This window comes from Segatella salivae DSM 15606, assembly GCF_000185845.1.
Classification (GTDB): Bacteria; Bacteroidota; Bacteroidia; order Bacteroidales; family Bacteroidaceae; genus Prevotella; species Prevotella salivae.
In genome coordinates this window covers 1,259,514-1,280,094 of sequence record NZ_GL629647.1, presented here as the reverse complement: position 1 = coordinate 1,280,094, position 20,581 = coordinate 1,259,514, and the positions used below count along the sequence as shown (strand labels likewise).

15 protein-coding genes are annotated in these 20,581 nt (G+C 41.8%); 3 read left to right on the top strand and 12 right to left on the bottom strand.

Annotation, left to right across the window (positions count from 1 at the left end; genetic code table 11):
• Positions 1–363 precede the first annotated feature (363 nt).
• The 6 genes from tsaE to HMPREF9420_RS05285 form a co-directional block, all read right to left on the bottom strand.
• Positions 364–774: a tRNA (adenosine(37)-N6)-threonylcarbamoyltransferase complex ATPase subunit type 1 TsaE gene (gene tsaE / locus HMPREF9420_RS05310; protein ID WP_007134456.1), complete on the bottom strand. Its 411-nt coding sequence runs from the start codon at positions 772–774 to the stop codon at positions 364–366.
• A 68-nt stretch (positions 775–842) separates the two neighbouring features.
• Complete coding sequence (gene porX / locus HMPREF9420_RS05305) at positions 843–2,402, bottom strand: T9SS response regulator signal transducer PorX (RefSeq protein WP_007134455.1); 1,560 nt, start codon at positions 2,400–2,402, stop codon at positions 843–845.
• A gap of 2 nt (positions 2,403–2,404) precedes the next feature.
• Positions 2,405–5,428, bottom strand: a complete 3,024-nt coding sequence (gene porW / locus HMPREF9420_RS05300; protein WP_044078780.1) for a type IX secretion system periplasmic lipoprotein PorW/SprE — start codon at positions 5,426–5,428, stop codon at positions 2,405–2,407.
• Positions 5,425–6,222 (bottom strand): metal ABC transporter permease, encoded by a 798-nt coding sequence (locus HMPREF9420_RS05295; protein WP_007134453.1) that lies wholly within the window; start codon positions 6,220–6,222, stop codon positions 5,425–5,427. The genes porW and HMPREF9420_RS05295 overlap by 4 nt, the downstream gene beginning before the upstream one ends.
• Positions 6,215–6,601, bottom strand: coding sequence for a hypothetical protein (locus HMPREF9420_RS05290; protein ID WP_007134452.1), 387 nt, complete (start codon positions 6,599–6,601; stop codon positions 6,215–6,217). Before HMPREF9420_RS05290 ends, HMPREF9420_RS05295 begins: the two co-directional genes overlap by 8 nt.
• Positions 6,598–7,836: a 3-phosphoshikimate 1-carboxyvinyltransferase gene (locus tag HMPREF9420_RS05285; protein WP_007134451.1), complete on the bottom strand. Its 1,239-nt coding sequence runs from the start codon at positions 7,834–7,836 to the stop codon at positions 6,598–6,600. The genes HMPREF9420_RS05290 and HMPREF9420_RS05285 overlap by 4 nt, the downstream gene beginning before the upstream one ends.
• A gap of 130 nt (positions 7,837–7,966) precedes the next feature.
• On the opposite strand from HMPREF9420_RS05285, the gene HMPREF9420_RS05280 reads away from it, so the two are divergent.
• The 3 genes from HMPREF9420_RS05280 to HMPREF9420_RS05270 all read left to right on the top strand — a co-directional run bounded on the left by HMPREF9420_RS05280 (position 7,967) and on the right by HMPREF9420_RS05270 (position 10,629).
• Positions 7,967–8,587 (top strand): deoxynucleoside kinase, encoded by a 621-nt coding sequence (locus HMPREF9420_RS05280; protein ID WP_007134450.1) that lies wholly within the window; start codon positions 7,967–7,969, stop codon positions 8,585–8,587.
• A gap of 21 nt (positions 8,588–8,608) precedes the next feature.
• Positions 8,609–9,229, top strand: coding sequence for a deoxynucleoside kinase (locus HMPREF9420_RS05275; protein WP_007134449.1), 621 nt, complete (start codon positions 8,609–8,611; stop codon positions 9,227–9,229).
• Between the two features lie 728 nt (positions 9,230–9,957).
• Positions 9,958–10,629, top strand: a complete 672-nt coding sequence (locus tag HMPREF9420_RS05270) for a hypothetical protein (RefSeq protein WP_007134447.1) — start codon at positions 9,958–9,960, stop codon at positions 10,627–10,629.
• A 318-nt stretch (positions 10,630–10,947) separates the two neighbouring features.
• Here the strand turns inward: HMPREF9420_RS05270 and HMPREF9420_RS05265 are convergent, their stop codons facing one another.
• The 6 genes from HMPREF9420_RS05265 to HMPREF9420_RS14620 form a co-directional block, all read right to left on the bottom strand.
• Complete coding sequence (locus tag HMPREF9420_RS05265; protein ID WP_007134446.1) at positions 10,948–11,958, bottom strand: class II fructose-bisphosphate aldolase; 1,011 nt, start codon at positions 11,956–11,958, stop codon at positions 10,948–10,950.
• 218 nt (positions 11,959–12,176) lie between these two features.
• On the bottom strand, positions 12,177–13,376 hold the full coding sequence (locus tag HMPREF9420_RS05260; RefSeq protein ID WP_007134445.1) for an MFS transporter: 1,200 nt from the start codon (positions 13,374–13,376) through the stop codon (positions 12,177–12,179).
• Between the two features lie 562 nt (positions 13,377–13,938).
• Positions 13,939–14,418 (bottom strand): porin family protein, encoded by a 480-nt coding sequence (locus HMPREF9420_RS05255; RefSeq protein ID WP_007134444.1) that lies wholly within the window; start codon positions 14,416–14,418, stop codon positions 13,939–13,941.
• Between the two features lie 28 nt (positions 14,419–14,446).
• Positions 14,447–14,905 carry a hypothetical protein gene (locus HMPREF9420_RS05250; RefSeq protein WP_007134443.1) on the bottom strand — a complete coding sequence of 153 codons (459 nt, stop codon included), beginning with the start codon at positions 14,903–14,905 and terminating at the stop codon, positions 14,447–14,449.
• Between the two features lie 240 nt (positions 14,906–15,145).
• Positions 15,146–19,561, bottom strand: a complete 4,416-nt coding sequence (locus HMPREF9420_RS05245) for a pectinesterase family protein (protein ID WP_007134442.1) — start codon at positions 19,559–19,561, stop codon at positions 15,146–15,148.
• 949 nt (positions 19,562–20,510) lie between these two features.
• Positions 20,511–20,581, bottom strand: a 71-nt coding sequence (locus tag HMPREF9420_RS14620) for a 4Fe-4S binding protein (RefSeq protein ID WP_248628130.1), incomplete at its 5' end; no start/stop codon positions are given.

Below are 20,581 nucleotides of genomic sequence, written 5' to 3'. Positions count from 1 at the left end.
AAAATATCGTGTAATCTGTATGAAATAAGGCCATAATATGCTTCATTTCATAAGACGAAATGCCTGACTTCATCGTGTAATCTGCATGAGATTACATTGTTGTCTCTTGGTTTTCATGCAACAATCATCTTAAAAACATGAAAAACAAGCATTCAAAGGGCGTTCAAATTTCTATTTGGTCGTATCTTGAAAGGTTAAAAAACGACGAATAAACTTTACAAGAATAGGATTCCACAGCCTGTATTTCTAAGTTAAAAACGCCGTAGCTTGTGCTATAAGACGAGAGGACACAGGATGCAAACAAGAAAGATTTGCATCCCATGTCCACTCACATCATGGCGTTGGGCACATGGTCATAGCGCCTTACCACACAACCTTTCGGCTGCCATCAGCCTCTTCTGTAATCGTGACTTTAGTCACATCTTCGGGCAATATCTCTTCAATAAGCTCGGGCCATTCAAGGAAACAGAGGCTACCTCCATAGAAATAATCTTCATATCCCATGTCATACACCTCGTCAAGTTTCTTGATTCGGTAGAAGTCGAAATGATAAATGGGACTGCCATCTGCCGCAGTATACTCGTTGACAAGAGCGAAAGTAGGCGATGTAATCACATCGGTCACTCCCAATTCTTCGCAGATTGCTTTGATGAAAGTAGTCTTTCCTGCGCCCATCTTGCCATAGAACGCGAAGACTTTACCCGTTCCCATACCATCCAAAAAGGCTTTAGCGGCCTCACGGATGTTGTCTAATGATTTGATTTTTATTTCCATATTGTTTACTTTTTAATCTCCTTTTGTCATGCCAAAGCATGCAGAGAAGATTCTCATGAATTTTATTTCTAAATATTTTCTGTTGCCTTTCCCCGCATCACGCCTATCGGAATAAGCATCTCTTCCATTGAAACGCCACCATGTTGAAACGTGTCTTTATAGTATGACACATAATAGTTGTAGTTGTTGGGATAGGCAAAGAACGTATCGCCAAGGGCGAAAACATACGATGTTGAGAGGTTGGGCGCAGGCAGATGTGCCTCGTGTGGTTTGCTGATTTCAAACACTTGACGCGATTCATAGTTAAGATTCTTGCCCAACTTATAGCGTAAATTCGTGTTTGTATTGCGGTCTCCAACAATCTTTATCGGCCGATTGGCGCGAATACTCCCATGGTCTGTGGTGACAATCACACGACAATTGGTGCGGCTGAGCAGGCGAAACAGCTCGGCAATTCCCGAATATCGCAACCAACTTTGTGTGATACTGCGGTATGCGCACTCATTGTTTGCCAACTCACGCACCATGCGTGACTCGGTGCGTGCATGTGAAAGCATGTCAATAAAGTTAACGACTAACACGTTGAAATCATTGTGTTGAAGTTCTGAAAAGTGGCTCAACAGCTGATCAATCGACTGAGATTCGCTAATCTTATGATAGCTAAAGCGATGTTTTCTGCGGTAACGCGCAAGCAAACCTGCTATCAATGCCTCTTCATGTAGATTCTTTCCATCGGCCTCTTCCTCATCCACCCAAAGGTCAGGGAAAAGCCGTTGAATCTCGTCGGGCATCAAACCGCTGAATAAACTGTTGCGCGCATATTGGGTAGCGGTAGGCAAAATACTCATGTAAAGCTGTTCTTCGATGTCGTAACTCTCGGCAAGTTCGGCAGCCAATACACGCCATTGGTCATACCTAAAGTTATCAATCACAAGCAAAAATACCTTTTCTTGCTTATCCAAGAGCGGGAAAACCACACGCTTAAAGACCTCATTGCTCATCAAAGGACGGTCTTCTTCTCCACTCATCCAAGCTAAGTAATGCTGTTTAATGTACTTGGCAAAGCCATGGTTAGCGTCAGCTTTTTGCGTCTGTAGCACCTCTGTCATGTGGTTTTCGGCTGTACTTAGCTCTAATTCCCACTTCACTAATCTCCGATAAACGGCCATCCAGTCACTCCAACGCTTGCAATCTGCAATTTGAAGTGCAATCTTTTGAAAGTCTTGTTGATAGCCGCTTTGCGTCACTTCGTTTATAATGTCGCGATGATGAATATTCTTTTTCAGCGCAATTAGAATCTGATTAGGGTTTACAGGCTTTATTAAATAGTCGGCAATCTTACGCCCAATAGCCTGATTCATGATATCTTCTTCCTCGCTCTTTGTTACCATTACCACAGGCGTTTCAGGCAGAATGTCTTTTATTCTCTGTAGCGTTTCGATGCCAGTAAGGCCTGGCATCATCTCATCGAGCAAGATAAGGTCAAACGATTCCTTACGACAAAGCTCAATAGCATCAACACCATTGCTCATCGTTACTACGTGATAACCTTTCTTTTCGAGAAAGATGATGTGACCTTTCAATAGATCTATCTCGTCATCTACCCACAATAATTTTCCATTACTCATAGTTAGAATCCATCTAAATCATAATATTCATCGTCTAAGTCAAGCGGTTTAACCGGCTTAACTGGTGTTGCCGGCTTCTTCACCGGTGCTGGTTTATGTGCCTTTTCGGGTTTGGTGGGCTGCTTTTGAGGCTGACCTTGTCCGGCATTTTGCCCCTTTATAGCAGGCGTTATCACCGTGTCAATGGGATAAACATCCTTATCCTGCTGAATGATTCGATCGAGTTCGCGGTCTATTTCCTCGGCAGTTTGCGGCTTTTCGGGCGCCATTATTGTCGATGGAACAGGTTCCGTTAGCAGCTGAAGCGTACTGATTCGCAGTGGTGCGAAATGCTTTTGATAGAACAAACTATAGTCATCGTAGCTGTATTGTCGGCCTAAGAGTTCCATGTTTTGTTCACTAATGATAAATGGTCGCGCCCTTTTCGTGAGCTGCATGATACTTTGTTGGCGATGCAACTGACGTGCATATTGCAATGCTTCGTCATAGTTTTGGAACCCTTTCACCATCATTCTGTGCATGCCCTGTGCGTCTTCAATCTGTATATCGAAGTTTCTGACAAGATAACTCGTAAAGTTATACTTTGCCAAAGCAAAGAGAAGTTGATGTTCATTGACGGAATCGGGATGGTAAACCAACATGTAAACAAAGCCCACATTGCGTTCAGTGTTGAACTTAATCGACTGAATCGAGTCGCTATCGTTGAGCACTTCACTGCGTCGTTTCCATACATTTGTCATGTCAAACTTAGCCCCATGCAAGGTCTTTCCAGCCTTTACACCATTGATTATCATGCCCGCCATCTCGCCAAGTCGGCTTTCTGGATGCGTGGATAGCAGCGTATTGAGGTCTTGCAAGCATCCTTTTGCATCGCCATCATTAAGTTTACTCAGCGCCGAAAGGAACAAAAATTTATCGCGATTGGCTCCCTTGGGGAAACGTTTTGCCGACAATTGGGCGTTGGCCAACACCTCATGATAGCGTGATTCGTTAAAAGCGGTGTAGGAAACAGCATAGAGTGAGTCTTCGATATGCTTTCCGAAACGCGCATTTTCCTGATAATAGGGGTCGTTAAGCAAGGCAGTCCATTGGCTCTTTGGACATTCTCGGCGCAGGCGAGTGAGGTATTCTTCGGCATGTGTAAAGTCATTTCGCCTTGCATAAAGCAAGTAAAGATGATAGAAAGCCTCGTCAATGTGCGCAAAGTTTGGATAGTGTTGGATGAGTCGAAGCAATGCTTTCTCACTGAGATCAAGGTTGTCTAACTGATCCTTAAAGATGATTCCACTGTGAAAAAGCCCATCAGCGAGCACCTTGTTACTGGCAGCTAACTGAGCAGAAGTCAACGGAATCTGGCGCAGATAGTATGCTCTTTGGTGAGGATCTGACGCTGGGTCGTTCACTTTTTGTGGCGTTTCATCTCGCTGTTCGAGGCTATCCGCAGTATCATTTGTTGGTAACGCGACGACCGTTTTATTGATTCTTTGCCAATTATCAATGTTATCTCGCTTGCCCCAACGCCTTTGAAACATCTCCTTTCCACGTGCAACGGTCATGGGATTATAGAAATACCACGTGGCTTGTTGACTATTGTTATCTGACGAAGTCGGCGTGTTGAAGGTTGCATTTATAGGATTTTGTGCCGTCATCTCACCTCCATTAGCGATAGATGAAACGTCATTTTGCGCCTTTTTCTCCTTGCGTTTAAGGGCTAAAATCACGCGGTCGATGGCTGCATTTCGGTCATGTTCCGACATCTTGGCAAGCAGTTGAAGAGAGTCTTGCAGTTCAACGGCATCGGTATAAGGTACAAGTTGTTCGAGCACTTGTTGTCTTTCGGCCAATTGTTGATAGTCTTTCCGGTCCTTATCCAATAGTCCTATGGCCACATCATAACATCGTTTTGCATCGCCAAACTTATTCCGTTGCCAGTAGAGGTCACCGAGTTTAAGTAGCAAAACACCTTTTTCTATGCCGTTACGTGTACTGAGTTCACTGCCTTTTTCATAGGCTCCAATGGCATGAAGTGTGTCATTTTGCGACAAGAAGAGATTGCCAATGGCGTAATAAACCTGGTCTAAATATTCCTTGTTATTGTCAGATGACGCCATGTGTCGAAGCTTTGCAATCAATTGTTTGGGCTTTCCGTCGACCACTTCTGTCATAGCTATGCGTGCATTAAAAGCCAAATCATAAGGTGGATTGAGTCTAACCACATGCTGAAATGCCTTATAAGCTTCTGCCTTTTGACCTGTTTCGTTGAACAATTGCCCTAAAAGAAACCACTCACGCGCCTTTTGTATGCGTCTCATCTCATGGCTAATGACGCGTTGAAGATAGGGGATGGCCTTATGATAATCCCCGATATGAATATAATAATCAGCGTAAGTATAATCCCATTCCTTTTTAGCCGTCCAATAAATAGAATCTCGTTGCATGTTACGTAGCACGTCTTCAGCTTCATATTGCCATCCCGCTTCGATGTAACTCTTAGCTAACCATGCCTGCGCTCGTTGGTAAATAGCAGGTTGAGTGGCGTAAAGTCGGCTCATATATGCAAAGGTTGAGATTGCATCTTCAAACTTTCCTTCATGGAATTGGGCTCTACCCATGAGCAACCAGACCTTCCACATGAACGGATTATACTCCTTTCGGTTGAGCCATTCAATATCTTCGGCGGTCTTCTTTCGGTCTTTATCCCACACGGGATGACGCCTAATGCTGTGTAGTTTGATTGCTTTCTCACACTTTTCTATTGCTTTTTCGAAGCCAGCTTGCCCCAAACCACGACTTGTTTTGTTGCCTATTGTGTACAAAGGAAGCATCTCTGTGAAGTTATCTTTGTTGCCTTTCTCACGCTCTAATGCCCCATCTATGTAAGCCATTGAACCGTTATAATAAACATTATAGCGTGTGTTGAAAGCCTGCCACCACCTGGTTCGCGCCGTGTTTTGCGGCGTTGAACAACAACAAAGCATCGTAACAACGAGACAAAGGATAATGGAATATGGTGCAAAATGCTTCACTTTCTTAACAACAACTTTGCAATGGCATAGACAATGATACTGAAAAAGATGATGGATGCACCCGAAGGAACATTCAACCAATAGCTCATGGCAAGACCAAATAAACAATCTGCCCACCCAATAACAATCGAAAGGAACATCATCCGCTTATAGTTCAGCGTGAAAAGATTGGCAGTCATCTGTGGAATTGTAAGCAAACTGAGGGCTAAAACGATACCCACCATGCGCAAAGTAGATACTATCGTCAACGCAATTAATGCCATCATGCCATATTCTATCCATCGAACGGGCAGCCCTTGTGACTCTGCAAACGTGCGATCGAAAGCCACACTGAGCACTTCTCTGTAGAAGAAGACCATGCAAAGGATAACAATTACCGAGAGCACGCCAAGCAAACAAAGGTCTAATGTGCCTATTGTCAGGATGCTTCCAAACAGGAACGATGGCAAATCGGGCATGAAACCGGGAGATAAAAAGCAGCAAATGATGCCCACACTCATACCGAAAGTCCAGAACATTGCAATAGCGGAGTCCTCGCGAACTGCACCTTTTCGCGACATCCATTCAACCCCAAAGGCGCTCAATACGGCAAAAATCATGGCCGAAAGAATGGGATTTATGCCCATTAGTACACCCAAACCAATGCCTCCAAACGATGCATGTGTGATGCCACCACTAATGAATACCAAGCGACGGGTTACGATATAAGTGCCTACTATGCCACAAACAACACTGGCAAGTAAGGCGCCAAGCAACGCATTTTGAAAGAAACTATAATGTAAAATGTCAATCATTTACTAATGCAATAAAGTCATCTTTAATCTGATTTGGCATGTTAATGCCACGTAAAATGAGGCTTCTGTTCCAGCCCTTCACCTCATCTGGGCGCATCGTTAGCATCACTTCTGCAAACGCTTCGGCCTCTTCGTCTGTGTAATCTTCCGACAAACGACCTCGGAAACGGTCAAGTTCTTCATCGTCATAATATTCAATTTCCTTGGTGGCGGCCTCCATCATACACTCTTGTTCGCACTGATCGTTCTCACCTGTACACGTAGAACACGAGTCGTTTACGATGAGAGGAGCTTCTTCTTCGCCCTTCTTTCGGCCCAAAAATGAACCTAATGCCGTGATAAGGCCTAAGAAAACAAGTGCAAAAACCAAATATATCATAACGTGAAACCTGCTGTTTGAAGATCTTTCCAGTAATCGGGATACGACTTACTCACTACTTCTGGGTTGTTAATCTGCAAGCCTTGGCGTTTCAAAGCCACTGGAGCGAAGGCCAAAGCCATGCGATGATCCTCATAGGTTTCAATGGGTTCATCGGATGGTTGGCATCGTTCGCCATCCCAAAGTAGTTCATCATCACCCACACTTTGAAGCACAAAGCCTAACTTTCTCAACTCCGTTTTCAAGGCTTCTATGCGATCTGTCTCCTTAATTCGTAGGGTAGAGAGGCCTTTAAGGTGGAACTTTATGTTCATATTCACACAAGTTACCACCACAGTTTGTGCCAAGTCTGGCGACCCAGTGAAGTCATATTCTAAACGAGGCAATAGACATTTGTGCCGATGTAGCGTCACAATATTGGGTACACCGGGTGCAGTGGTCTCGAAACTTGTCTTTATTCCCAAGAGCGAAAAGATGTATTTAACGACCGAATCACCCTGTTTCGAACCATCCATCAGGCCTTCCAATCTCACAACGGCCTCTGAATCATCCGCTAATGCCATGATTTCATACCAATAACTGCTGGCTGTCCAATCGCTTTCAATATAATAATCGCGTGCTGAATAGGCTTTGGCAGCGACACGGATAGTGTCAACATCCGTCCAATCGGCTATTGCTCCGAAGTCTCGCATCATACATAACGTGAGGTCAATATAAGGCCGAGAGATAATCTCATCAGTCAGTTTGAGTTCTAATCCCTTTTCAAGCATCGGACCAATCAATAGTAATGCTGAGATAAACTGCGAGCTAACGTTACCCGGAATCTCGATGAATCCTCCTGCCAGTGGATGCCCTTTAATACGCAAAGGAGGGTAACCCGCCTCGCCTTCATACTGAATATCGGCGCCAAGATAGCGCAAAGCATCTACTAAAACGCCTATCGGACGCTGCTTCATGCGGTCAGTTCCCGTGAGCACATGCTCGCCTTCGCGCACTGAAAGATAGGCCGTCAGAAAGCGCATTGCCGTACCTGCTGCCTTGATATCTATGGTTTCGCTCTTTGTTTTGAGGGCTTCGACAATGACTTTTGTATCATCACAGTCACTAAGATGACGTGGAACAAGGTTGCCATTTGCCAGTGCTTGGATAATCAGGGCACGATTACTGATGCTCTTACTTGGTGGGAGTTGAATCGTCGTATCAATATGTTGAGGACCTGATAGGGTATATATCATATTGTGAAACTTAACAAATTACTTTCTATGCAAATGTACAAACAAAAACCGGATGACCCTACTTTTGATACAGCTTTATTCGTTTTAACGGATAAAAAATAGTAATTTTGCAGCCAAAACAATAATAATCGTGCATATAGCTATCGCTGGAAACATTGGAAGCGGAAAGACTACACTCACCGAAATGCTTGCCAAACACTATGGATGGGAGCCTAAATACGAGGCAGTAGACTACAATCCGTATCTTGAAGACTATTATAAAGACATCCCAAGATGGTCATTTAACATGGAGGTTTTCTTCTTAAAAGAACGCTTCAAAGACTTGCTTCAGCTCACGCGTTGTAGCAAACAACAAACCATAGTGCAAGATCGCACCATCTATGAAGGCGTATATGTCTTCACAAAAAATAACTACAAGATGGGCAATATGACTGAAAGAGACTTCCATACTTACATGGAACTCTTTGATTCAATGACGCATATCTTGCACTATCCTGACTTGATGATCTACTTAAAATCAGGCGTTTCACACTTGGTAAAGAATATCCAAAGCCGCGCGCGTGACTACGAACAGCAAATGCCTTTGGCTTATCTTGAGAGCTTGAATGAACTATATGACGACTTCATCTATAACAAATATAAAGGTAAAGTGCTTGTTGTTGATGTGAATAATATCGACTATTTGCACAGTAAAAAGGACTTTTCGGGCATCATAGATAAGATAGATGCCAACCTGTTTGGACTTTTCTAACCCCAGAATTATATTCAGATTATGCATATAGCAATTGCAGGAAACATCGGAAGTGGCAAGACTACACTCACCAAAATGCTTGCCAAGAGATTTCATTGGACGCCCCGTTTCGAACCCGTTGATAACAATCCGTATCTCGATGACTTTTATGCTGACATGGCAAGATGGTCATTTAATCTCCAGATTTATTTCTTAAATAAACGTTTTAAGGAGGTGGTTGAGATATCAAAGAGTACAGATACCATCATACAAGACCGCACTATATTTGAAGATGCGTGTATCTTTGCGCCGAATTTACATAGTATGGGCATGATGAGTGATCGTGACTTTACGAACTATTCTGACTTGTTTGAGCTCATGATTTCACTCGTAAAGTTACCCGATCTCATGATATATATCCGTTCAAGTATACCGACTTTGGTTAACCATATCGGTAAACGTGGGCGCGAATTTGAAAAGAGTATCCGCATCGATTACCTCTCAGGACTGAACGATCGCTATGAAAACTGGATTAAAGACTATAAAGGTCATCTCATCATTGTTGATGGAGATCACACTGATTTCGAGAATAATCCTCAGGATTTTCAAAGGATTACCGACCAGATTGATGCCGAACTCTATGGTCTTTTCCCGATAAAGTAAACGCTGTTTATAACATATCAAGACTAAGGCACTTTGTTTTCATGAGCAAAGTGCCTTTCTCTTTGGGTTCAACAAATGTTGGAAAACGACAAAATATTTGGCCTTCGGGATGATAATATGCTGGAATAAACAAAGCGAAATGATATAAAGTTTTAGCTGAAACTCTTGTTCTTGTCTTCGTTTTAGTCAAGAAGTAGAGGCTTATATCGTAAAGATTAATGATGGTTTTTAACACTTCGTGGGGTGATGAAATAGAGTGTAAATCATAGAAAAATAGGGTTTAATCAATGAAGGCTATAAGAAGATAGGGTGTTTTGCGCCATTCGATTCTCTAATTCGGCACAAACGGCGCACACAAATGCTTCATTTCATGCGATAAAATGGTAGAGATGAGGGCATGATTCCATAGAGATTACACGTTGTTTTTATGTGATATCATCATAAATTTTAAGGCCTTTTTCGTAATTGATTGATTGTAAGGAGTTTGTAAAATGCAAGAAAATAGCATGCTGTTGGATAGTTGTGCTAAATGCTTTCATATTGTAAGGTTTTGTTGTTTCAGTTGTAAATTACTTTCAAGACGTTTAACTCATCTTTCGTTTACTATCTTGATGACTTCTCATGAGACTGATATGATTCAACAAAATGAAAAAAAAGATGTGAAAAAATGTTTGATTATGGATTTTTTCTTTATCTTTGTAGCAAACTAATTAAATAGAAACGATAACATGAAAAAAGGACTTCTAACTTTACTTCTGACTTGTTTTGCATTGACAATACAGGCACAACATTTTAAACATGAGTTGAGATGGAGTATCGGATTCGGTGATGAACCGCACTTAAAGAGCGTGAGAAATGACTATATTAGATTGTTTAAGCTTGAAGACGACGCTTCTTTGTTCGAGACACTCAGCAACATTAACTATTCATATAATATGGAATATTTCTATCATTTGAATGAGAAATGGGCAGTAGGTGCAGGACTTAGTTATACAGAAGCAGTGGCACAAGGAGCACATGTGCCATTAGAAAAGCAAGTGAATAATGACGCTTTTAGCTTCGTTTACCTTGGACTCATCTATTCAATCGTCCCAAATGATGAATTGAAATTATCGAGTAAGGCCTTTACTTTCATGCCTTCAGTGCGCTATTCTTGGTTAGACAACGGGCACTTTGCACTTTATTCAAGAGGAGGTTTGGGACTAAGTGCTTATCATCTGTCGTCAAATAGTAGCAGTTTCCCTAACATTAAAGAAAACAAAATGCGGGTGGCTTATCAGCTTTCTCCTGTGGGAATAGAGATTGGTTCGAATCATTTGAGATTCACTTCTGAAATTGGTTACGGCCTGCAAGGTATTCTTAATTTCGGTCTCGTGTGGCATTTGGGTAAACAACTATAATATGGTTGTTCAGCAAAATGATGCAAATCGGCTCTCAATAGTAGGCTAATGAATTAGAGAGCCCCTTCTGTTTGCGCAGCCAAATAAATAGATATATACCTTCAAATATATCGATATATATCCTCAAAAGTATTGATATATACCCTCAAAAGTATTGATATACACCCTCAAAAGTATTGATATACACTCTCAAAAGTATTGATATACACTCCAAAAGATATTGATATACACCTCAAAAGATAATGATATACGAAAAAAGGTGGGCACTATGAAGTGCTCACCTTTATTATTTTATTCGACCTTTCAGTCGTAGTTTGCTTACAATTGAGCAAGTTTGTTCTCAGAACCAAGTACGTCTGTGATCTTCTCTTTATACATTTCAATCATATAATCGCGTGCAACCTTACCATATTGACGTGGATCAAAGTAGTCAGGATGGTTCGCAAGAGTCTCTCTTACGCCTGCAGTGTAAGCCAAACGAGAGTCAGAATCGATGTTAATCTTACATACAGCACTCTTAGCAGCCCTACGTAATTGTTCCTCAGGTATACCCACTGCATCAGGTAATTTGCCTCCATACTGGTTGATAATATCAACATATTTCTGTGGAACTGAAGACGAACCATGAAGTACAATAGGGAATCCTGGAAGCTTCTTCTCTATCTCTGCGAGAACATCGAAAGCCAAAGGAGGAGGTACTAAGCGGCCAGTCTTCGGGTCACGAGTACACTGTTCTGGCTTAAACTTATATGCACCATGAGATGTACCGATTGAAATGGCGAGACTATCGCAGCCTGAACGCTGTGAGAACTCAATCACTTCTTCTGGTCGAGTGTAGTGAGATTCCTCTGAAGCAACTTCATCCTCAACACCAGCAAGTACACCTAACTCTGCTTCTACAGTCACATCGAACTGATGAGCGTAATCAACGCACTTCTTAGTCAGCTCAATATTCTCTTCAAAAGGTTTTGAAGAAGCATCTATCATGACTGAAGAGAAGCCCATATCTACGCAATCTTTCACGAGCTCGAAGCTGTCTCCGTGGTCCAAGTGAAGTGCAATCTCAGGATGAGCACAGCCAAGTTCCTTTGCAAAAGCTACTGCTCCTTCTGCCATATAACGTAGTAATGTCGGGTTAGCATAATTGCGGGCACCCTTTGAAACCTGTAAGATTACCGGTGATTTCAATTCAGATGACGCCGTAATAATAGCCTGAAGCTGCTCTAAATTGTTGAAGTTAAATGCAGGAATTGCATAGCCGCCATTCACTGCTCTCTTAAACATCTCGCGTGTATTAACGAGACCTAATTCTTTAAAACTAACTGCCATAATCTGTAATATTATGTTTATAAATAGATCACTAAATGAATGTTATCTCTTCATCTTTTTCTGATTGCAAATTTAACATAATCTTTTGATGACGCAAAATGTTGGTTCTCTTTTTTCAATTCGAAGCAGGTTAAAAAGTTTAATTTTGCGTTAAATCAAGCGATATGGCGTCAGTTGCAACATGGATATAGCAATGTTACCTCCTATCTTCTGTTGGATTACAATCTCTTTCGCATCAATTCAGAAGCATAGAGCAATACAACGAAGAAGCCAAAGAAAGGAATTAAGAAAGGAATCACAAGGTTTGCATTGTCTGCAATGATGCCCATGAGCAAGAAACCACAGCCTCCAATCGGTGTCATCATTAGCAAAGAAGCTGCACTTTTCTTTAGATTTCCCAGACCATTAAGGGCCAATGAGAAGATGGTTGGAAACATAATGGCTTCAAAAAGATAGTTGATAATGATGGCAACCATAGAGAATCGCCCAATGTTTAATAGCACAACAACCATACTTATGACGCTCGCTACTGCACAAACAAACAGCATTATTTCTGCTCGAATGCGTCGCATGAGCCAGCTACCTACAAACCTTCCCACCATAAAGAAGCCCAAAGCAATGGTCAAAACGATACTTGCTGTGTTGTCATCTAACCATCCTTGCCCCGTAACAAAGTTAATAAAGTAGCTGTTAATTGATATCTCTGCCACCTCATAAGCTAACAAAGCAAAGAGTCCAAAGACAAACATCGGGTGATGACGGAATAGCTTCATGATGCGAGTTCCTTTGATTTTGTCTTCTTCAGTCTCTGCATGTTTGATCTCAGGCAAGTTAATTCGTGAGAAGATTAAAGTGATAACCAACACCAATATGCCTAAAATCGTATAAGGAACTGCCACGTGATTGTCTTCAAAATGACCGCTAAAGAAGAACTGACCAACAACAAATGTTGCGAAGAGACAACCCAAACCATTAAACGATTGCGAAAAGTTTAGCCTACTTGTTGCCGTCTCTTTCTCGCCAAGTTCGGTCACATAAGGATTTGCTGAGGTTTCAAGAAACACTAAACCACAGCCTATAATAAACAGCGCTCCAAGGAAAGCATAAAACGTTCCGACTGCTGCACAGGGGATAAATAACAGAGAACCTATGCCAAAAAGCAACAAACCAAGCACTACACCAAGTCGATAGCCATGACGATTAATAAACCATCCCGCAGGAATTGCCGTCAAAAAATAACCTAAATAGGTAGTCACCTGAATCAAAGATGACTGGGTTATGCTGATATCTAAAGCGTTTTGAAAATGTTTGTTGAGTACATCGAGGATGGCTCTTGCAAAGCCCCACAAGAAAAAGAGTGAGGTTACGATGATAAAAGGCGTTACAAACTGCCGATTTGTAAGATTGTTTCTTTTCATGATGTTGCCGAACTCGCTATGCTGTTTGCATCTGCATAGCCGTTTGTTAGCTAATAAATATTATTGCTTTCAAATGATTTCTTCTATCGTTTCAGCCCTCAAGACATTGTATCCCATGGGGCTTTGCACAATCATCGGGCATGGTAAATGTGCACTTTTCCGCCTATTTCTCTTCCTTGTAGGCGCATATTCTGCGACCTCACCCCTCAAATTGTGTGTCAGTATCACTTAATTAAACGTTGGTTTTGCAAGATTATTGCAGCCCATCACTACTTTTCCTTTTCTCATTTTGATAAGGAATATAAAATAAAACCATACAACACAGCCCGTAATTTGCGTCATTTTACCGCATGAAATGACGCTTTTCACCCAGTAATTTGACTCAAATTAGGCGGTGAATCGCGTCATATCATTTTATCATTCATTTGGGGCTATGAAAAAAGGAAGACCATTTTGGGGCCTTCCTTTTATGTTATTATGCTTTGTTTTGCGTCAACCTTGCTTGCCGTTTGAGTTTATGCGGCTTGCATATAGCCTTGTTTTGACTTTCAAAAAGCAGGGGTTAGAATGCATAAGAGAGTCCAACATTCAGTACACCTCGGTCAATGTCAGAGACAATCTTATAGACTGTTTCGGCATGAAGATGTAGTTTTGGTGTGATGTTAAACTGAACTCCGCCTCCAAGATTCAAGCCAACACGACTTTCACTGGTGCTAATTCCTATACCATCAAAGTCGGCTCCCACGATGGTTAAACCGGCAGTAGGATATACTTTGAAGCGATGAGTGATAGGAAACAAGTATTGTAAGTTCATGTTTACATCCCAAGCTCTGATATTATTGTCGCCTTCGGGATAGTAGTTGGCTTCTAATTCGGGTCTGAAATGACCATCAATGTTATATCGTGCGACTGCACCGAATCCCAAATGAGGGTCTTCTGTGGCACAATTCAACTTTATTCCAAGCTCAAAAGTCTTTGCTTGAGCGAATGCTCCAACACTCATCATCAAGCACATGAGGGTGAATAATAGTTTCTTTATCATGATTTTATCTTATGATAAGATAGGAAAATTAGTATCTATCGTTAAGCAATTTGAACACATAACGATGGAGGTTTCCGTCGTTTCCTTTGATTTCAAGTGCTAACTCCTTTTTGTTTAAGGTGTAAGGACCTTCATAATCTTGCTTGCCTATACGCATATATAGCTTGCCTTTTGATAGGTGATAGTGACCCGTTGCTACCTTTTGAAGATCCTTTCCCATTTTAATAGCGGAGATTTTTTCTATTCCTGTGAAGGTGATATAGTCCACTGTACCGTTCTCATTGAATTGATAAATGAAATACTCTGGCTCATAACCTGCGTAGCTTCGAGCTCTTCCCCAGTTTGAACCATTCATAACGGCGTCGCTACTAATGCCCCATGTGCCGGCAATTGAATCCTCGTCGTCTTTACTACTGCAACTCATCAGTGTGTTGAAAGCAGCAAGTGCCAACACAACTACAAACATTTTTAGAATTAATTTTTTCATTTTTATAACTCTTTTTATTTGAAATAATAGTGAATTCTCTTAAAAGTTGTGATGTCATCAATAACATCTTATGGTGCAAAATTAAGAATTTTTGTTCGATAAATATAGATATTTATTGTTAAAAAGCCTTATGTTCGTCAAATAAGGAATATAAAATTACGCTGCAGATGCTTTGATGAGACTAATTCATCTGGGCTTTTTCTGCAGCGTAGGTGCTTTGTTAACTAAAATAAATCTATACTATTTGACGATTCTTTTCATTGTTTTTGTTGTGCCGTCTGAAAAGGTTTGCATTGTGAGCACAAGGCCTTTTGTGTCTTGTTGGCATGCCGTTCCATCAGGACGAAAGTACTTTGTGCGAATGATTGCTTTGTCAGAAGTTTGCAATTTGTGTATTCCTGCAACAGAAGATGTAGCAGATGGCTCGCTGAATCCTCCCTTTGCATTGGCTGAACGCACGCTGTATATAGCATTACTTACGACATTGTTCAGTGTGATTTGATGCGCTTGGGTGATTGTTATCAGTTCATCATTTTTGAAAACAGCATAACATTGTCCCGGTTGTACAGGTGAATTGTCAGTCCAAGAGAGGATGTTTCCATTGAGTTTCACGTTTGGTGAGGTTGCTTGTGCAGCCAATTCAGCTGGTCGCCAGTTGGGAAATACGTTGTCAAGTGAGAACAAACTAACTGAATCTTCACGCATTGTGGTGTTGTAAGTGTAGTTCCCCGTGGCATGAGTAAACGTAACAATGTTTGTTGTTGGCGTCAAAAGGTTGCCATCTTTGTCTTTCGAGCCATACTCCTTAAACTGATATGCTGCGACGTTCATACCTCCAACAGTGAATCGTTTGACGCTCTTTCCGTCTTCAACAGGTCGCTCTGACATCGTTGTTTCAATCCAAGCAAGCTTTGATTTGCCTCCCCAGCTGCGACCAAGTGAGTAACCTCCCGGGTTAAGATTAGTGATTTTACAGTCTTTCATCACGTAACCAAAGCGGTTGTTTTCAGTCGGATAAGGAGCTGCAATGACATCCATTCCGCCATTGTTCAAGCTTCGTAGTTCGTTCACAAAATTCACTTTATGGAAGAAAACGTCTCCACTTCCGCAGAGATAGTCCACAGTTCCATGGATGTTTCCATCCTCAAAGTAGTATTGTCCCAGTCCATTGCTGTAGTAAGTATCTTGAAATGAGCGCAAGTTTACACGTTTACAAATGGTGTGATTACCTTTATCTTGCAAGGCAACGGCACGTCCTGCAGCCCCACATTTGTAGTAATCGAGCGCGTTTTCTAACGTCAAATCTTGCAGATAAGTGTTATCTCCTGTGATGAGAAGTGTTGCTGTTGTGGCAATGCCTTCATTGCTTTCATGCGGATGATTGCGTATGATGGTGTGCTCAGCAGAGGCTCCAATGAGGGAGATATTATTGCCATTGATGGGTGTAAGCACTGTTTCGCCCAGATCATATACGCCATTTGGAATAAAGATCTTTGTCAGTTGGTCTCCTGATTTGACGTTTGCAATGAGCAAAGTATTTAGTAAATGAGTCGCATCTCCAGGCTTAACAACATAGTATCCAGCCTCATTTTGCACGATAGGATCAGCCTGCATGTTCGCTATAATGACTTCATGCAGATAGGTATTCTGGTCAAAACAGAGGTGCAGAACATCGGGATTACCTTTATATTCATAGCTGATGATGGCACCATCAGTATTGGCTTTTGCCGGAAGTGAAGCCAATTGGCGACCTTTACTATCCTTAATGATGATGTTGCCTGACGAATATGTGCAACCTTTTAGTAGCAGATAAGCATTTCCTCCGACAAGAAGTTCAACGTCATCTGACTTGCCAAATAGCCAGCCATGTTGCGGATCATGGAACCGAGCAGGGCCTTTGCTGTTGAAAGCTTCATGATCTTGGTCGTAGAAACAACTGTCAGTGAGTTCAAAAGTGTAACGTTTCGTGGCGCTCTTTACTTCTTTTTCGGTTGCAACTGCATAGAGATTACGGTTTGAAGTGATGTTATCTGAGGTCACAAACTTACGGTTGTGAGGACCTGAAGCAGCTGCAAACCATCCGCGAAAGACCTTTCCTTCGCCCACGATAACCTTTGAAGCATTGAAGGCAAAGGCTGTAATCGGCGCATCTTTTTCAACCTTTTGCGTTCCAATCATCGTCCCATCAGTATTATAATAGGTAAGGGTGAGGTCGGCTTTCCGTACAAAATAGATTACGTAGTCTGTGCTTTTTCCTGCCAAAACGACTTTAATCGTAGCGCAAGTACCCTCGCTTGTAGCCGTATATTTGACGTCTTCTATCGTGCCATTCTCGGCAATAAGGTCGGTCAAAGGATTGTCTTTAGAAATCATTTCTTGGCTTTTCGGCAGTTCAATCGTTGCTTTCAAGGTGCCATCTGCCTGCTCTTTACAGCATGTTTCAGCTGAAAAGGTCTTACCATTTGCCTTGAATGAGCTTAGTAAAGGCTTTGAACTTTGGTCTACTTTGCCATAGATTGACAATTCAAAGAGATAGGCGTTTTGATTTGAAGTGAGGTTTGTGAAGCGCAAACGGCAGTTTGTTTTGTTCACCTCTACATCCACATCAGCTCCCGAAGTGGGGTCCGCCACACTGTTACTTAACGTTACCCAATCGGCATCTCCAGTGCCTTTTGCCTCGAGTTTCCAGCCTCGTTTGCTCCCCGTTGCACCGTGTTTAAAGTGTACTTTCGTGATGTTTTTTAATACAGAAGTAGTCACTTGGGCAGCCGAAGTCTTTGAAGCCATGAGATAACCTCCCTGCCATTGCGGAAACTTTGCCTTGTTTTTATTTGTCGAACACACTTCCGTCTCTGTTAGAGAAAACTGCAATGACTCATGACTATATAGCGTTTGAGCCTCTTTTGTGACAGCTGTTGACGAAGCTTTTGCATCTTCCCAGTCTGTGAACTTTGTGCTATAAAGAGGCTTTTCAATACCCGCTGTCGGGTTTTCTGGTGTGATTGGTGAAACGAGTTCAACCGTTTTACCACTATAATAGTCTAATCCTGCAGCATTCTTACATTCTGGATAATATTCGTTTACAGCTGTTTCAGCCTGTTGTTGCTGCTTCTTTACTAAGGGCTCTACCAAGCTATTAGCAAACACTTCGAGGTTTGTGTAGTAGCCTTTTGAGTCGAGTGAGTACTTAGAAGCATCGCTGGCATCGTTTGGATTGAGTCCGTTTGCCTTCTCCCATGCGTCAGGTAATCCATCAAAGTCACTGTCATAAGCTTGTGATCTCTGCCCTTTTGGGAAGTTGTTTTCCGTGTAACCATCGACATCTTTCACGATATCTATAATGCCCGGTCGATGCGTTTTGCTTCCTTCATACGTAGTTGTTCCGGTGCGAGTTTCATGTGCATAGCGCACGTCTACATTGTCACGGAAGAGCGAAGCGCCTGCATAGTCGAGCACATTCTCATAGGCTTGTTGTGCCGAATGTGTCGTAATGTCTCCTGTTGGCGCAGGAGTTGTGAGCTTGATAGGTACATAAGACTTGCCATTTAGTGTTTTGTGCGCCACATCTTCATAGTAGTTTGCACCATCAAGCGTATAAGGTTGTGCGTCGATTTGCTGCACGCCATTATCAAAGGTGACCCCTTTCCAATCATAATTGGCTGCATTTTTCCCAGCGGCTGCAACGTAGTTGCCTTGGATATAGTATCGACTTGTCATGCCAATCATGTCACCTTGGGTGCTGTTTCCATTGTTTCCTACACTGACTTCTGTAACCCTTTGTGTGTTTCTTGTTGCCGGTCCAGCCTTATAATAGTTATTAATGATGTTGATTTGTCCACCACCTGGTCCACCATAACAGCCGTTTCCATCTCCCCAATTGTAGAGAACACAGTTGCGGAAGTCTACATTTTCTGCCGTAACAGTATTGTTCCAATGATACGAATTGAATTGAATATTGTTGCGATATCCGTCCCATTGGTAGCGAGAACCATTGAAACGAGGTGCTCGATTGTCGACACTTCCCACGTAGTTATGATGGAAAGAAGCTAACTTTCCGCCCCATATTCCGCCATAACCATGCGCTCCTTTATCATGTCCTGCGTTAGTCAATGCCTCACCAAGCATGCACCATTGCATCGTGAAATTATTGTTATCATAAAACGAAGCCAGTTCATCAATACTCCAACTCATTGAGCAATGGTCGATGATGATACTCGTTTGGTGGGCATTCCAGATAGCATCTGCGCCATCATTGACGTCGCGTTCCTGGCCACGACGAAAGCGAATGAAGCGTATAATGTTATTAGATGACGGCTTAACCGTGTAATATCTAATGGTGATTCCAGGGTAGGGGGCTGTTTGTCCGAGTATGGTTGTGTTCTGACCAATGGTTAGTTCTGAAGCCAAAGCTATGACTCCACCGACATCAAAGACAATCATCTTCTTCCGATTCCCTTGTACTGCTGCGCGAAAAGAACCTGTTCCGCTGTCATTAAGGTTGGTAACGTGGATAACTTCTCCGCCTCTTCCGCCCGTGACATAGCGTCCATGACCTTCTGCTCCAGGGAAAGCTGGGGCTTGAGCGAAAAGAGATTGTAACGCAATCATCATGAAGAGACCGAGTAAAATCAGTCTACGAGAATGTTGATTTTTCATTGTTCGTAAGGTAAAATAGATAGTTTTTGTATACAAATGTACTGGTTTATTCTTATATATACTATATGATTAGGTGTAAACCTCAATGAAATTCTACGTAAACGTTTACGAGTTTAGGGAATAAGGCCTTGGGTTTTGCGGCATATTTATTGGCATGATAGGTTGTTTGTTGTGCGGATTTGTCGTATAATTCTGTAAAGTTTATTGTGCAAAATTTAACACTTCATGGAGGCTTCAAATAGAAAATAAATCGTCAAAAACCTCTCTTTATAGAGGCATTTTATAGGAGTTATTGATTCAAATGAAGTAGTTACTGGTGTAATTTCAGTTAGTTTGTTGTGCGAACCCTATGATTTTGCGAGGTGAGATGAGGGAGTTTGTCTTGCAATTTGAGGCAAATAGAGTCAGAAAATGAAGGAAATCATTGCTTTTTCGCCCTTGTTTAGCGAAAAGAAAAGCGTGTGAATGCGTAACTGTTTGGTGCATAGTGGATTATGAAAACATTGAAAAACGCGCGTATTTAGACCGAAATGTTGTTGCGTTTTGAATTTTATCGTAATTTGAAAGCAGTTGTAAGATTATTTCATTTGTATTAACCTATTTCCCGCTGAATAACAAATGAAGTTTTTGTTTTGAGGGGATAAGCTGACGGAACAAATGATGTTGTGAGGTCAGGGCATGAAGATAATGTCATGGTTAGAGATTAAACGTCTTGTAGTTTGTGATGAAATTGTCTGTTGTTAAATTGTTGTTGGTACGTGAAAAAAGGGATTTTTGCCACAAAAAATACTCGTTTGTAGGTATGGATGCTCAGGAGGAATGATGAAAATGCTTATACTTTTGCTTACGTTTACACTAAAAGCGTGCTGATTTTTAACCTAAAACCAAAAGAAAACGGCATATTGCAAGGTTGCAATATGCCGTTTTTCTATGCTGTATTTCTCTCTCCTTATTCAGGAAGACTGATTGCTTCATTAGGACAAACATCAGCACATGTGCCGCATTCTGTGCAAGCATCAG

Excerpts from the sequence above, each read along its gene's own strand:
- HMPREF9420_RS05245 (WP_007134442.1), bottom strand. The coding sequence starts at position 19,561 with ATGAAAAATCAACATTCTCGTAGACTGATTTTACTCGGTCTCTTCATG.
- HMPREF9420_RS05285 (WP_007134451.1), bottom strand. The coding sequence starts at position 7,836 with ATGATATATACCCTATCAGGTCCTCAACATATTGATACGACGATTCAA.
- porX (WP_007134455.1), bottom strand. The coding sequence starts at position 2,402 with ATGAGTAATGGAAAATTATTGTGGGTAGATGACGAGATAGATCTATTG.
- HMPREF9420_RS05270 (WP_007134447.1), top strand. The coding sequence starts at position 9,958 with ATGAAAAAAGGACTTCTAACTTTACTTCTGACTTGTTTTGCATTGACA.
- HMPREF9420_RS05265 (WP_007134446.1), bottom strand. The coding sequence starts at position 11,958 with ATGGCAGTTAGTTTTAAAGAATTAGGTCTCGTTAATACACGCGAGATG.
- tsaE (WP_007134456.1), bottom strand. The coding sequence starts at position 774 with ATGGAAATAAAAATCAAATCATTAGACAACATCCGTGAGGCCGCTAAA.
- HMPREF9420_RS05260 (WP_007134445.1), bottom strand. The coding sequence starts at position 13,376 with ATGAAAAGAAACAATCTTACAAATCGGCAGTTTGTAACGCCTTTTATC.
- HMPREF9420_RS05295 (WP_007134453.1), bottom strand. The coding sequence starts at position 6,222 with ATGATTGACATTTTACATTATAGTTTCTTTCAAAATGCGTTGCTTGGC.
- HMPREF9420_RS05275 (WP_007134449.1), top strand. The coding sequence starts at position 8,609 with ATGCATATAGCAATTGCAGGAAACATCGGAAGTGGCAAGACTACACTC.
- HMPREF9420_RS05250 (WP_007134443.1), bottom strand. The coding sequence starts at position 14,905 with ATGAAAAAATTAATTCTAAAAATGTTTGTAGTTGTGTTGGCACTTGCT.
- HMPREF9420_RS05290 (WP_007134452.1), bottom strand. The coding sequence starts at position 6,601 with ATGATATATTTGGTTTTTGCACTTGTTTTCTTAGGCCTTATCACGGCA.
- HMPREF9420_RS05255 (WP_007134444.1), bottom strand. The coding sequence starts at position 14,418 with ATGATAAAGAAACTATTATTCACCCTCATGTGCTTGATGATGAGTGTT.